Annotated in this window: 18 protein-coding genes; 16 read left to right on the top strand and 2 right to left on the bottom strand. The window is 40.8% G+C overall.

Annotated elements, in window-relative coordinates; genetic code table 11:
- Nucleotides 1–220 precede the first annotated feature (220 nt).
- The 6 genes from R8N28_RS23175 to R8N28_RS23150 all read left to right on the top strand — a co-directional run bounded on the left by R8N28_RS23175 (nt 221) and on the right by R8N28_RS23150 (nt 3,958).
- On the top strand, nt 221–826 hold the full coding sequence (locus R8N28_RS23175; protein WP_065274608.1) for a uracil-DNA glycosylase family protein: 606 nt from the start codon (nt 221–223) through the stop codon (nt 824–826).
- Nucleotides 827–932: 106 nt separating this feature from the next.
- Nucleotides 933–1,385, top strand: a complete 453-nt coding sequence (locus R8N28_RS23170) for a hypothetical protein (RefSeq protein WP_318183459.1) — start codon at nt 933–935, stop codon at nt 1,383–1,385.
- A 145-nt stretch (nt 1,386–1,530) separates the two neighbouring features.
- Nucleotides 1,531–2,109 (top strand): hypothetical protein, encoded by a 579-nt coding sequence (locus R8N28_RS23165; protein ID WP_038887878.1) that lies wholly within the window; start codon nt 1,531–1,533, stop codon nt 2,107–2,109.
- A 153-nt stretch (nt 2,110–2,262) separates the two neighbouring features.
- Nucleotides 2,263–2,667 (top strand): hypothetical protein, encoded by a 405-nt coding sequence (locus R8N28_RS23160; protein WP_065274605.1) that lies wholly within the window; start codon nt 2,263–2,265, stop codon nt 2,665–2,667.
- Nucleotides 2,668–2,810: 143 nt separating this feature from the next.
- Nucleotides 2,811–3,341 carry a hypothetical protein gene (locus tag R8N28_RS23155; RefSeq protein WP_054702813.1) on the top strand — a complete coding sequence of 177 codons (531 nt, stop codon included), beginning with the start codon at nt 2,811–2,813 and terminating at the stop codon, nt 3,339–3,341.
- Nucleotides 3,342–3,481: 140 nt separating this feature from the next.
- Nucleotides 3,482–3,958 carry a GNAT family N-acetyltransferase gene (locus R8N28_RS23150; RefSeq protein ID WP_262635518.1) on the top strand — a complete coding sequence of 159 codons (477 nt, stop codon included), beginning with the start codon at nt 3,482–3,484 and terminating at the stop codon, nt 3,956–3,958.
- A 187-nt stretch (nt 3,959–4,145) separates the two neighbouring features.
- Here R8N28_RS23150 and R8N28_RS23145 read toward each other — a convergent pair whose 3' ends face one another.
- The gene (locus R8N28_RS23145; protein ID WP_318183458.1) at nt 4,146–4,580 is read right to left on the bottom strand and encodes a hypothetical protein; all 435 of its coding nucleotides are present in this window, start codon (nt 4,578–4,580) and stop codon (nt 4,146–4,148) included.
- Between the two features lie 675 nt (nt 4,581–5,255).
- Between R8N28_RS23145 and R8N28_RS23140 the strand changes: the two genes are divergently transcribed.
- The 10 genes from R8N28_RS23140 (at nt 5,256) to R8N28_RS23095 (ending at nt 11,666) form a co-directional block, all read left to right on the top strand.
- Complete coding sequence (locus tag R8N28_RS23140; protein WP_053350286.1) at nt 5,256–5,708, top strand: hypothetical protein; 453 nt, start codon at nt 5,256–5,258, stop codon at nt 5,706–5,708.
- A gap of 148 nt (nt 5,709–5,856) precedes the next feature.
- Entirely contained in the window at nt 5,857–6,273 is a 417-nt protein-coding gene (locus R8N28_RS23135; protein WP_017821968.1) for a lysozyme inhibitor LprI family protein, read from the top strand.
- 823 nt (nt 6,274–7,096) lie between these two features.
- The gene (locus R8N28_RS23130) at nt 7,097–7,360 is read left to right on the top strand and encodes a hypothetical protein (protein ID WP_238951979.1); all 264 of its coding nucleotides are present in this window, start codon (nt 7,097–7,099) and stop codon (nt 7,358–7,360) included.
- Nucleotides 7,361–7,609, top strand: coding sequence for a GNAT family N-acetyltransferase (locus tag R8N28_RS23125; RefSeq protein WP_254903829.1), 249 nt, complete (start codon nt 7,361–7,363; stop codon nt 7,607–7,609).
- A 143-nt stretch (nt 7,610–7,752) separates the two neighbouring features.
- Nucleotides 7,753–8,262: a GNAT family N-acetyltransferase gene (locus tag R8N28_RS23120; RefSeq protein WP_021822803.1), complete on the top strand. Its 510-nt coding sequence runs from the start codon at nt 7,753–7,755 to the stop codon at nt 8,260–8,262.
- A 153-nt stretch (nt 8,263–8,415) separates the two neighbouring features.
- A complete protein-coding gene (locus tag R8N28_RS23115; RefSeq protein ID WP_262635517.1) occupies nt 8,416–9,474 on the top strand; it encodes a hypothetical protein in 1,059 nt (352 codons plus the stop codon).
- Nucleotides 9,475–9,633: 159 nt separating this feature from the next.
- Nucleotides 9,634–9,966 carry a hypothetical protein gene (locus tag R8N28_RS23110; protein WP_238796047.1) on the top strand — a complete coding sequence of 111 codons (333 nt, stop codon included), beginning with the start codon at nt 9,634–9,636 and terminating at the stop codon, nt 9,964–9,966.
- 149 nt (nt 9,967–10,115) lie between these two features.
- The gene (locus R8N28_RS23105; protein ID WP_115386102.1) at nt 10,116–10,556 is read left to right on the top strand and encodes a hypothetical protein; all 441 of its coding nucleotides are present in this window, start codon (nt 10,116–10,118) and stop codon (nt 10,554–10,556) included.
- 151 nt (nt 10,557–10,707) lie between these two features.
- Nucleotides 10,708–11,040 (top strand): hypothetical protein, encoded by a 333-nt coding sequence (locus R8N28_RS23100; RefSeq protein WP_238796047.1) that lies wholly within the window; start codon nt 10,708–10,710, stop codon nt 11,038–11,040.
- A 116-nt stretch (nt 11,041–11,156) separates the two neighbouring features.
- Complete coding sequence (locus tag R8N28_RS23095) at nt 11,157–11,666, top strand: hypothetical protein (RefSeq protein WP_053306467.1); 510 nt, start codon at nt 11,157–11,159, stop codon at nt 11,664–11,666.
- Nucleotides 11,667–11,800: 134 nt separating this feature from the next.
- Here the strand turns inward: R8N28_RS23095 and R8N28_RS23090 are convergent.
- On the bottom strand, nt 11,801–11,953 hold a 153-nt coding region (locus R8N28_RS23090), incomplete at its 5' end, for a type II toxin-antitoxin system RelE/ParE family toxin (RefSeq protein ID WP_206960506.1).

Below are 11,953 nucleotides of genomic sequence, written 5' to 3'. Positions count from 1 at the left end.
ACGAAATTGAATTCTAGTGTCCATGATGTATTCCTTTGTTGGTGTGTGTACAAATGTTAGCACTAGGCTTTGAGATGTGCAACTAACAAACAATTTAAGAGTGATTCGGCACGCGTGGCATTTTTACTATGCGTTGGTTTTAGTGATTAAGGTGGTATGCGGGAGCATCGTATTGCGTGCCTCACACCTTAATTGGGCGTTAAATGAAATAGGAAGCATTGTGGACAAAATTGAGGTCTTTCTAAATAAATTGGTTGCTTTCGAGCATTCAGAAACGGTTTACAATCCGTATAAAGATAAAAACGCTGTAAATAATTTGCGTTGGTACTTAGGTTTATTTTTAAGCGATATTGGGAATGTGCATATGCTAGTGGGTGAGGCTCCTGGGTATCTGGGGTGTCGTGTTACTGGTATTCCTTTTACTAGCAGTGAGCAACTAGAAAATACGAAGCATCCAGCTTTACTGAAAATTAAGGGCAAGCTTCGTTTCTCGATCATTCAATCCGAAAATACAGCTAATATTATGTGGGAAGTACTAGGGGAGCGAAATCATATCCCTTTGCTATGGAATTCATTTCCATTCCACCCTTACAGCAAAGGTAAACCGCAATCCAATCGAGCACCTAATGCATCAGAAATAAAAATTGGGAGAGAATTTCTTGAGGACCTTTATGAAATATTTTCACCTTCTAAAGTTGCTAGCATTGGACGTAAAGGTCAAAAAGCTTTGAAAACAGCGTTTCCTAACAGTGAGGTTCAGTACATTCGACATCCTTCATATGGCGGAAAATCTGGTTTTATTGGGGGTATGCAAAATTTCATTTAACAAAGCATTTAAGAGTGATTCGCAACGCTTGGCAGTTTCGCTTCGCTCAAGTATAGCCAAGCGCTGCTCACACCTTAATGCGGCGTTAGAAGTTTTAGGAATAAATATGGGACGCAGGAGAGAACTAGGTAGTATTGCAAGCGGTATTATTGGCTCGTTTCGGAGTAGAAACAATGATGTCGATGGTTATTGGGGTATCGGTAAGCTTTACCTGTCCGTAGACCACCTTCAAAGCAAGCGTGTTTCAATAGACCTTTGCTCCCAACAGATTGCTCCATATTACCCGCACTTTGACCTCATGACTGAACGCTATTCAAAGATGTTTAAAGGGTTGCTTGTAAAACATTCAATTCCGTTTGAATGGGTTCGCTCAGCACACGTTGACGTTGAATTTGAAGCAGAATATGAGGAGCGTCATCACAATTGGCGGAGTGCATTGGGAAATCCGTGCAATCTCGTTTGTGTAGTCATAGATGACAATGGCAAAAGTCATGTTGCTCGTGCGTATACAAACTGTTTCCCACATGACGCGAAAAGGGAAAGTCGGAGCACTAGGTGAGCAAACTTCTAACAAATTGTTCAAGAGTGATTCGCAACGCGTGGCATTTTCACTTTGCGTTGGTTTATGTGTTTAAGGTGGTATGCGGCGGCTTCGGTTTTGCGTTGCTCACACCTTAACAAGGCGTTATGTTTTTAAGGAAGCTATGACTAAAGTTTTGGATTTTATAAGAGAAAATATCAGGTTCTTATTCGCAGTATGCGCGAACTTGGTAGCACTTGTTGTCGCCATTATTTGGGCGGTTGATAGTAACTGGCAAACAGGTGCTCCTTTAGAAATGGAGCCAATCGTTACATCGATAGCTTTATTTGCAACGCTTCTCGGATTGAATTTTGTGAATGATAAACTTACCAAACCACATATCAAGGTTACATTATCTATGTCATATGCTGAACATCCAATACATGGACCGATGAATGGTATTAATATTAGGCTCGAAAATCACTCAGTGATTAAAACCTTTATTAAAAATTTTCAAGCTCAGTTACCAGAGTCGAAGCAAGTGTTACAGTTTATGTGGGATGGTTTTACCGAGGCTCGCATTTCAAATGTTACTTTAGAGCCTGGAGAGGCGTTTTCTTTTAATATTGTTAAGAAAAATTTTGGTGCTTCATCTCGAGTAGTCGAAAAATATGGGGACTTTGTCGTTACCACTGAAACAGGGTATCAGTTTGTGGTACCAGCTAAAATCTTTAAAGAGCATCTGGAAATCCTATTCAGTTAAAAACATAACAAACAATTTAAGAGCGATTCGGCACGCGTGGCATTTTTACTATGCGTCGGCTTTGGTGTTTAAGGTGGTCTGCGGCAACATCAGTATTGCGTGCCTCACACCTTAATTGGGCGTTAGGTTTTTATTCATTTAGAAGGAGAAAACATGTCAGAAAATAATGTAGGTAATAGCAAATCCATATCGGAACTCGAAAGTTCTTTGGGTGTTATAACAGATATGGCGGTCAAGATGTCATCAATAGCTGAAAAAGGACCTTCAAACCTTTTAATGACTCTAGGTTCAACGATAGTTATATTTGCACTTGCTCTTAAGATTGAGTTTGCAGGATTAAAACTTACAAGTATGACACCGATTGAATTTGTATTTACATTGATTACAGGTTGGTTACTTTTAGGAGGTGCCTCATTGATGAAGTACCTTCAATACAGGGATGCGTACAATATGAAAAAATTAGTATGGGAAGGAAGTCAAAAGCAATTAGAAATAGCGACAGAACAACATAAAACTTTAAGTGAAGTGGCGTCAACAAATAACGATATTGTCCTATAAAAACCTAACAATCTGTTTAAGAGTGATTCGCAACGCTTGGCATTTTTACTATGCGTTGCGTTTAGTGTTTAAGGTGGTATGCGGTAGCTTCGGTATTGCGTTGCTCACACCTTAACAGGGCGTTATGTGTTTACGAGGTAATAATGATTGATGCACGTCTAAAGCAATATTGGCTGGATGAACTTAAAGCCTCAGCACATTTTCTAGAGGGACTTTATCGCTCTGGAGAGTGGAGTGAACGGCTAGAATATGAGGTTGAAAAATCGATATTTGTTGGGTTTTACGCTATTCGGAAGTTACAGGAAAGCGGGCATTTGGATCAACGCGTATCCAGCCTGAATTGGACATTAACAGCTTATCCTTCTTGCGAAGAAGCTAAATCAGAAAAATGGATTCGTAATTACAATCACAGCAAGGGCTTTGCTAAGCTGTTTAGCCTAAAGAAAATGTGCCACCAATTTGTTCATAGCGTTCACTTTTCGCCATTTGTGCCTGATGAGAGCTTCTGTGTGGGGTTCTATTTTGTTTCTGACTATGACAGTAAGAAAGAACTGTATTACATTCAATTGGTTAATGTTCTCAATGTCTTCTTAAGCGTGGCAAGCGGGAAGAATGTTAAGCTAAAAATTGATCATAGTGAGAATAGTCTTTCTGTCAATTTAGCCAACACATAACAAACTGTTTAAGAGTGATTCGCAACGCGTGGCATTTTTACTATGCGTTAGTTTTAGTGGTTAAGGTGGTATGCGGGAGCATTGGTATTGCGTTGCTCACACCTTAACAGGGCGTTAGGTGCTTGAAGGAAAAGGTAAGTATGGAAATTACTTTTCGGCAGATAAACATTGATGATTTCGAATTATGCGTTGCTGCAAGAAAAGATGCATACTTTTGTAGTTTTGGGTATTACGATGGTTTCGACGACTTCATCATTGGTTATCGTGAACGAGTATTAGACCGGTTATCAACATCAGGATGGTTCTATATCCATATATTTGTGGATGGTCAGTTTGCAGGGCAGTTAGAATTTCGTAGCTTTTCACCCGAGCCTGAGACTGGCTATGTGCATCTCATTTACTTAAAGCCGAATTTTCGTGGTTCAGGTCTCGCTGCAAAATTGCAGGATTATATTGTAAGCACTTTGAGTCAAGCGGGTTGTTTGCGTGCTGTACTTTCAGTAAGCCGAACTAACCATCGAGCCCTCACATTCTATAAGCGCCATGGTTGGGAGTTCTTGCGCAAGAATCCCAAGCACGATGAAACCGACTTTTACCAACTTTGGCTACGCATCTAACAAACTGTTCAAGAGGGATTCGCAACGCGTGGCATTTTTACTATGCGTTGGTTTAAGTGTTTAGGGTGGTATGCGGTGGCTTCAGTATTGCGTTGCTCACCCCTTAACAGAGCGTTAGTTTGCAAGAGGAAAAACGCAGCTATATTGCAAGATCTAGTGGTAAAAGCTGAAAGTTTAAATTGTCATATCAGTGTTCAATTTCAGTGTTAACTTGCGTGGTGAAAATCCCAAATTGGCATCGTATCAATGGTTGATTTGTTCTTTGGTGCGGCGAGTTATGGGTTAACCAAGCTGTACTTTTTTGCTGAAAATCTGCCCGTTGAGTTTGTTGGTACAAAAGCCGATTTACTCGCTGAAATGACGTTTTCTCTGGTGTGGAAAGTTCACGTGGTTTCAGTGACTTTGTTGAAAGTCCGCACTGTGAGATTAGCTTTCCAAAAACGCTTTTTGGTGTTGTCAGTCCGTTTTCTGCGGCGTTGTTTATTCCAAGTGGTTTCATTGAATAGCTGCTTTGAGAGCGCGCCTGACTTAAATGCATCAAAGCACATAAAGTTTGTTGTTTGCAAAGTTTTAAATAACGTAAAATCAACGCTTTGGGTTTGCAAACTAACAAACTGCTCAAGAGGGATTCGCAACGCGTGGCATTTTCACTATGCGTTGGCTTAAGTGATTAAGGTGGTATGCGGCAGCATCGGTATTGCGTTGCTCACCCCTTAACAGGGCGTTAGGCGACGGGCAGGAAAGTTCTTTGTTCTCATCTTCTTAGCTCCCTTTGGCAATTCGTTTTTCTAAGTCGGCAATTTGGTATTGTCGGCTCAAATTCTTGAATATCTCCAGCCGTAAAACATGCCAATTTTCGTGGGTTGCCTCATTGGTTTTTGGAGTTGGTTAGTGGTGAGTTTCACTGGCTCAAAGTGTGGAAAGGGCAAGTTAATTGAGGCTTTTGTGCTCACTTTAAGTTTGCAGCTTTACGTCTCGCTTCCTCAAAAGCGACTTGAACGCTGAAAGTCTTTATTTCGTGGTTGTTGAAATTTCGGCTGAAACATAGTGACATTTGTGGTTCTTGAATCACAAAAAGTCAGTGGGTGTTTGGTTGCTTATTTGGTTTCGGGTAATCTGCTTTCAAACATCCTTGAACACTGGTGGAAAACTTCGCCTAACAAGGCGTTTAAGGCGGATTCACAACGCTTAGCGATCTCAGTTCAAGTTAGGTTAAGTGTTTAAGGTACAATGGTTTAGGTTTGGTGGTTGGCGTTGTTCACCACTTAACGCGGCGTTAGAAGTTTTAGGAATAAATATGGGACGCAGGAGAGAACTAGGTAGTATTGCAAGCGGTATTATTGGCTCGTTTCGGAGTAGAAACAATGATGTCGATGGTTATTGGGGTATCGGTAAGCTTTACCTGTCCGTAGACCACCTTCAAAGCAAGCGTGTTTCAATAGACCTTTGCTCCCAACAGATTGCTCCATATTACCCGCACTTTGACCTCATGACTGAACGCTATTCAAAGATTTTTAAAGGGTTGCTTGTAAAACATTCAATTCCGTTTGAATGGGTTCGCTCAGCATACATTTATGTTGAATTTGAAGCAGAATATGAGGAACGTCATCACAATTGGCGCAGTGCATTGGGAAATCCGTGCAATCTCGTTTGTGTAGTCATAGATGACAATGGCAAAAGTCATGTCGCTCGTGCGTATACAAACTGTTTCCCACATGACGCGAAAAGGGAAAGTCGGAGCACTAGGTGAGCAAACTTCTAACAAATTGTTCAAGAGTGATTCGCAACGCGTGGCATTTTCACTTTGCGTTGGTTTATGTGTTTAAGGTGGTATGCGGCGGCTTTGGTAATGCGTTGCTCACACCTTAACAAGGCGTTATGTGCTTTAGGAGAAAACGATGAATAAGTGTCTAATCATCATATTAGCTAGTCTTTCATTTGGTGCTCTTGCTGAAGAAGAGTCCATTGACTGTAATAATGCGATGACCACAATCGAGATAAACCAATGTACTGCTATTGAACTAGAGTCAGCACAAGTTAAATTAGACAAATATCTAAACACTAGCTTTGAGCACAACTCTCATGACCCAGAACTGATCGCAGCAATTAAGCTTGCTCAACAGGATTGGCAAGCATATATGTCCTCTCACTGTGATTCGGTTTATACGCAATGGCGTGATGGAACTATTCGTGGAGTTATGGCGATATCGTGCAAAACTAAGTTAACTAAGCAAAGAACGCACGAGTTATGGGAAAACTTTTTAACTTATATGGACAGTACACCACCAGTTTTACCGGAGCCAAGTGTAGAGTAGGTTTCAACCACGCACATAACAAACTGTTCAAGAGTGATTCGCAACGCGTGGCATTTTTGCTATGCGTTGAATTTAGTGATTAAGGTGGTATGCGGGGGCTTCGGTATTGCGTTGCTCACACCTTAACAGGGCGTTAGGGCTCCTAATTGAGCCCTAGGTTTAGGAAAGGGTAATGGAAATTACAGTGCTGGTACCGAATACATATTTAGCAATTGATTCAAGAGTGTCTAAGTACTCTGGTGCATAAGGGCTTTCTATCACAGACAGGTAAAATCCCATGCTCAAGGTTATTAGAATCACAGTTGCTATCACAATAACTATCATTAACGGCAGGTGTTTAACCTTTGGCATAAACCACCTCATATCGTCATTTAGATTGAACTGCAAACAACCAATAGGTTATCTGCACCAAAATCTCAGCTTTTCATCTGAGTGACGCATGGTTTTGTTTACTGCAACCGATAATCATTCTGTGGCGCATAGTTATTCGTTCTATTACAACTGATTCCATTGAGAGCACAGTTTTGTCTAGCCTTTCACCAATTATCATCTTGATGGCGCACGGTTTTAATATTAATTAAACCAAGAATCTTGGCGTAAAAACATATCAGTAAATTTAGTTGTAGGTCAACTGTTTGTGAGCGTGTAAATGTATATCGTGATAGAGTGTCGAGGGTCACAGAACCCTAACAAACTGTTCAAGAGTGATTCGCAACGCGTGGCATTTTCACTATGCGTTGGTTTAAGTGTTTAAGGTGGTATGCGGCGACTTCGGTATTGCGTTGCTCACCCCTTAACAGGGCGTTAGGCAGATAAGGAAATCATGAAGTTTAGAGTTAGGAAAGCATTACTAGATGATGTCGATAGAATCGCACATATACACGTTAGTTCATGGGCATATGCGTACAATGGTCTGATGCCTCAGAGCTTTATCGAAAGCTATACATTAGAAAAGCGCCAGAAACTGTGGTCGAACATCATTGAGCGAAATTTGGCGGAAGTTCTCGTCGCGGATTGTGAGGACGGATTAGTTGGTTTTCTGTGCTTCGGGCAGCCTAAAACTTTGAAAGGCAGTGAAGTATATTAACTGAGCTCGATTTACATTGCCCCAGACAGGATTGGGGCCGGTATTGGTCAAGCGCTTTACAATGAGTGCGAGAGAATGCTCCGCGTATTGAAGGCTCAAAAGGTTTCGTTGTGGGTACTTGATGGTAATGAACGTGCATTGAATTTTTATACAAATCATGGCTTTACTCCAACAGGTGAGATCAGTAAAGAGCGTACCAATGACGTTGTTTTGAATGATATCGAGTTAGCTAAGGATCTATCTGCCTAACAAATTGTTCAAGAGTGATTCGGCACGCGTGGCATTTTTACTATGCGTTAAGTTTAGTGGTTAAGGTGGTATGCTGAAGCTTCAGTATTGCGTGCCTCACACCTTAACAAGGCGTTATAAAGCTCGAAGAAAAAGGACATTTCGTGGAAATTCGAACAGGTAAACTTGAAGATGTTGCTGGTATCACCGACATCTTTAATTTTTATATTGAGCACACTAATGCACGCTTTGAGGAAGTTCCATTTACTCTGGAAAATCGTCAGAAATGGTTTTCTCAGTTTTCTAGCACTACCAAATATCAACTATATGTAGCCACAGAAAACGGCGTGTTGCTAGGTTTTGCATGTTCCCAACAGTACAGAGCAATTTCAGCTTTTGACGACACCGTAGAAGTGACCGTTTATCTGGCACAAGAAGCAAAGGGGAAAGGTTTAGGTTCTAAACTATATACTCAGTTGTTCTCATCAATTCTTGCCTATGGTGTCCATCGTGTATTGTCGGGTGTTGCATTACCAAACGACGCATCAGTTGCATTACATAAACGGTTTGGTTTCAGAGAAGTCGGAGTTTTCAATGAATATGCGAAGAAACATGGGCAGTACATAAGCTCAGTGTGGTTCGAAAAGGCGTTTAACGTAGAGTCCGCTTTATAACAAACAATTTAAGAGTGATTCGGCACGCGTGGCATTTTTGGTATGCGTTGGTTTTAGTGGTTAAGGTGGTATGCGGTAGCATTGGTATTGCGTGCCTCACACCTTAATTGGGCGTTAGCCGTCATCGTTGGAATTAGAACTAGAGGAATAAAATTGAGTTCACCAATATTAGAAGCTCTTCCTGCATTACATGTAACTGTGATTGGTGTAGTCGCAGCTTTCTTTTCTGCTTTTGCTATTTATGCGTATCAAAAAGTGAACGATGCGAAAGAAAAGCTAGATGAAGCTCTAAAGCACAGTATGTCTGTTAGCACACCCAATTCAATGATGTTCAATGGTAACAATGTTTACTTGAATCAAGATGGAACTTTGAATTGGGACGAGAGAGGTAAGGAAACGTTGCGCAGAGCGACAATGCTGTATTCATATTTAGATTACGAGGAAAAATATGGAGTACCGCGAAGCTCTTTCCAAAGAGAACCTAGCCCAGAAGAGGTGATTTCAGTATGCAATGAGCTTTTTTCTCTCTTCACCACAATCTTTACGACCTACCCATTTTGGAACAATAATCTTGTTCACATTCAGGGGCAAACGGATAAGGTTATCCAGTCGTGTTCAAAGGAATTTGATACAAAGCGTATTCAGGAAATGCAAAGGATCGTCGGGTATTTGAATTGGACTTGGAGTACGAGTAATCGTTCTCTTATGACACTGGCAAGTCGTGGTATGGAGTTTACTCGCCTGCAGCAATTGAAAGAACAAACAGAGATGTTTGAAAAGCAGGTGATCAATATGCCAGATCAAATGCCTAAAAGTGAGCAAGAGAGAATTTGGAAGCAATTTCATCAACCTCATGTTGATAGCGTTACTGACTTTCAAGGTATCTTTGTTAGTTACTTTGAAAAATCGCATGTTGTTGAAAGGGATGTTATTCCGTTGCTTTCTTCCTCTATTTCTAGCTTCAATACTTACAACGAAACTTTTAGAGTTAAAGAAACAACACTCAAAGTTATTACCCTGATTATGTTTAATATGGTGTTTGGTGTACTACTTCCCCTAGTGACTCTAAATTTACTGGTTGGAGTCAATTTTAACTGGTCCAACTTTTGGTTTAGTTCGTTTGAGTACTTTGTTTTATTTTCTACAATGTTTCCATATCTATGGGCATGTAAGTTCTTGTTTAACAAAGTTAAGAAGTTGAACTTTGCATAAACGGCTAACAAACTGTTTAAGAGTGATTCGCAACGCGTGGCATTTTTACTATGCGTTGGTTTTAGTGTTTAAGGTGGTATGCGGCGGCATCGGTATTGCGTTGCTCACACCTTAACAGGGCGTTATGTGCTTGGAGCTATCAACATTATGGATCATCGAATGGATATCGACGAAATTGAAGCGAGCATAGTCACTCAAATATCTGATTACTGGGGGAGTGCTGCCGATGACTTTTGTACTTCAGAAAGTACTAACATACCATTTCAGAGGTTTGTACTTGAGTTTTCCCTTTATAAGTATTCCGTAGTTAGGATCAATTTTGAGCGAAATAGCCTATTTTTCAGTGAAGTGTCTAAAGGTATAAGTTTCAGCCTTTTATCACGTAAAGTTAGTTATCTAGATTTGACCGATGCTCTCGCCGAAATTGATGAAGAAGTTCGCTTAAGGATCCCTGATAAGTATTTAGTAGCTAAAGGTTGGCAACGCACATAACAAATTGTTCAAGAGTGATTCGGCACGCGTGGCATTTTTACTATGCGTTGGTTTTAGTGGTTAGGGTGGTATGCGGAAGCTCAGGTATTGCGTGCCTCACACCTTAACAAGGCGTTATAGCTCAAGTAACTAAATAGTATAGAGATTAAATGAAGAACAACCTAATAATTGAGCTTTTATGTGCTTTGCTCCTTGGTGGCATTTCTGCGAGGATAGTTGCTGAGAGTAGCGGGAAAGAAGCTTTAAATACCTACATAAAAGCAATAAATCCCGGAGATCCCGTTTTCATCTATTTGGCAGTGCTAGGCGTTGTCTCAATGCTCTATTTAGCTCTTGCCAAACAGCAAAGTGCACAAACACAGTTTTCATCGGCTACTCACGACATAATCGAGCCGGTTGCGAGAAGAGTTGGGTTTTCTCTATTAGGTGTATATCGTACGATTTCTGGAGGGTATCTGTTTTCAAGCGTGTACATAGTTACAGCATATCCGAATGAAACAACATATCCATTTTCCCTATTTGCCCTAGGATTGTCTGTAATAATTATACTTGCTTGTTCCGGTATCGAATATTTGTGTAGAGAGCTATAACAAACGCTTTAAGACGGATTCGCAACGCTCGGCGGTTTTGGTTTTAATTGGTTTTTGTGATTACGGCGCAATAATTGAGTGTTGTGGTAACGTTGCTCACCACTTAAGCGGGCGTTATGTGCTTGGAGCTATCAACATTATGGATCATCGAATGGATATCGACGAAATTGAAGCGAGCATAGTCACTCAAATATCTGATTACTGGGGGAGTGCTGCCGATGACTTTTGTACTTCAGAAAGTACTAACATACCATTTCAGAGGTTTGTACTTGAGTTTTCCCTTTATAAGTATTCCGTAGTTAGGATCAATTTTGAGCGAAATAGCCTATTTTTCAGTGAAGTGTCTAAAGGTATAAGTTTCAGCCTTTTATCACGTAAAGTTAGTTATCTAGATTTGACCGATGCTCTCGCCGAAATTGATGAAGAAGTTCGCTTAAGGATCCCTGATAAGTATTTAGTAGCTAAAGGTTGGCAACGCACATAACAAATTGTTCAAGAGTGATTCGGCACGCGTGGCATTTTTACTATGCGTTGGTTTTAGTGGTTAGGGTGGTATGCGGAAGCTCAGGTATTGCGTGCCTCACACCTTAACAAGGCGTTATGTTCTTGGAGGACGTGGTGGAGTATCAAAGAGATAGGGTAACTTTTAGCGTTTTCCATAAACTTGTTGTAAAGCTATATAAGGCTCTCATATTCAAACTTTCAAACAAAAAAGAGAAGCTAGAGTGGCAGTTAATATTGATAGCCGATTGTTTACGAATCATCGGGCTGTGTAGGTTGGCTTATTGGCTTGCTTCTAAAGTGCAAACTTCAACGTCTAGCGTTAAGAACAAGTTCTGGTCAACCCATGCTTCAGGTATAGCTCTGCAATATGCAGGTGACATGATTGGCGCTGAAAAAGAATTCCTAAAAAGCCAGGATTTTGCTTGTGAGCTCTCTTTGAGTTTTAGTTTGCAGCATTTGGGTAAATTGAACGTTGAGCTTGGCAACTATAAACTGGCTGAGCAACAGTTCATAGAAGCATTGGCAATTCGAGAGAAATTGAAGCGGACTGACTTGGTAGAGTCGACTAACCGGGCAGTTCGAGGACTACAAAAGCTACGAACATAACAAACTGTTTAAGAGTGATTCAGCACGCGTAGCATTTTTGATATGCGTTGACTTTGGTGTTGAAGTGCCATGCAGCAGCATGGTCGTTGCGTGCTTCACACCTTAACAGAGCGTTAGTTCCCCAGAGGAAGCAATCAATCCATAGGGAATTTTTGTTTCTGGTGGAGTACTCGCATAACTCTGATGATATCGCCCTCGACCCAATAAGAGACAATCATCGAAATCTCAGGAATAATGAGCAATCGTCCGCGGATGCCATCTCGTTGTACACCCATTAAAGGTTGTTC

It is taken from the genome of Vibrio sp. Vb1554 (genome assembly GCF_033344235.1).
This window is presented reverse-complemented; position numbering and strand designations above follow the sequence as displayed.

Excerpts from the sequence above, each read along its gene's own strand:
- R8N28_RS23155 (WP_054702813.1), top strand. The coding sequence starts at position 2,811 with ATGATTGATGCACGTCTAAAGCAATATTGGCTGGATGAACTTAAAGCC.
- R8N28_RS23150 (WP_262635518.1), top strand. The coding sequence starts at position 3,482 with ATGGAAATTACTTTTCGGCAGATAAACATTGATGATTTCGAATTATGC.
- R8N28_RS23170 (WP_318183459.1), top strand. The coding sequence starts at position 933 with ATGGGACGCAGGAGAGAACTAGGTAGTATTGCAAGCGGTATTATTGGC.
- R8N28_RS23165 (WP_038887878.1), top strand. The coding sequence starts at position 1,531 with ATGACTAAAGTTTTGGATTTTATAAGAGAAAATATCAGGTTCTTATTC.
- R8N28_RS23140 (WP_053350286.1), top strand. The coding sequence starts at position 5,256 with ATGGGACGCAGGAGAGAACTAGGTAGTATTGCAAGCGGTATTATTGGC.
- R8N28_RS23160 (WP_065274605.1), top strand. The coding sequence starts at position 2,263 with ATGTCAGAAAATAATGTAGGTAATAGCAAATCCATATCGGAACTCGAA.
- R8N28_RS23100 (WP_238796047.1), top strand. The coding sequence starts at position 10,708 with ATGGATATCGACGAAATTGAAGCGAGCATAGTCACTCAAATATCTGAT.
- R8N28_RS23105 (WP_115386102.1), top strand. The coding sequence starts at position 10,116 with ATGAAGAACAACCTAATAATTGAGCTTTTATGTGCTTTGCTCCTTGGT.
- R8N28_RS23095 (WP_053306467.1), top strand. The coding sequence starts at position 11,157 with ATGTTCTTGGAGGACGTGGTGGAGTATCAAAGAGATAGGGTAACTTTT.
- R8N28_RS23130 (WP_238951979.1), top strand. The coding sequence starts at position 7,097 with ATGAAGTTTAGAGTTAGGAAAGCATTACTAGATGATGTCGATAGAATC.
- R8N28_RS23110 (WP_238796047.1), top strand. The coding sequence starts at position 9,634 with ATGGATATCGACGAAATTGAAGCGAGCATAGTCACTCAAATATCTGAT.
- R8N28_RS23135 (WP_017821968.1), top strand. The coding sequence starts at position 5,857 with ATGAATAAGTGTCTAATCATCATATTAGCTAGTCTTTCATTTGGTGCT.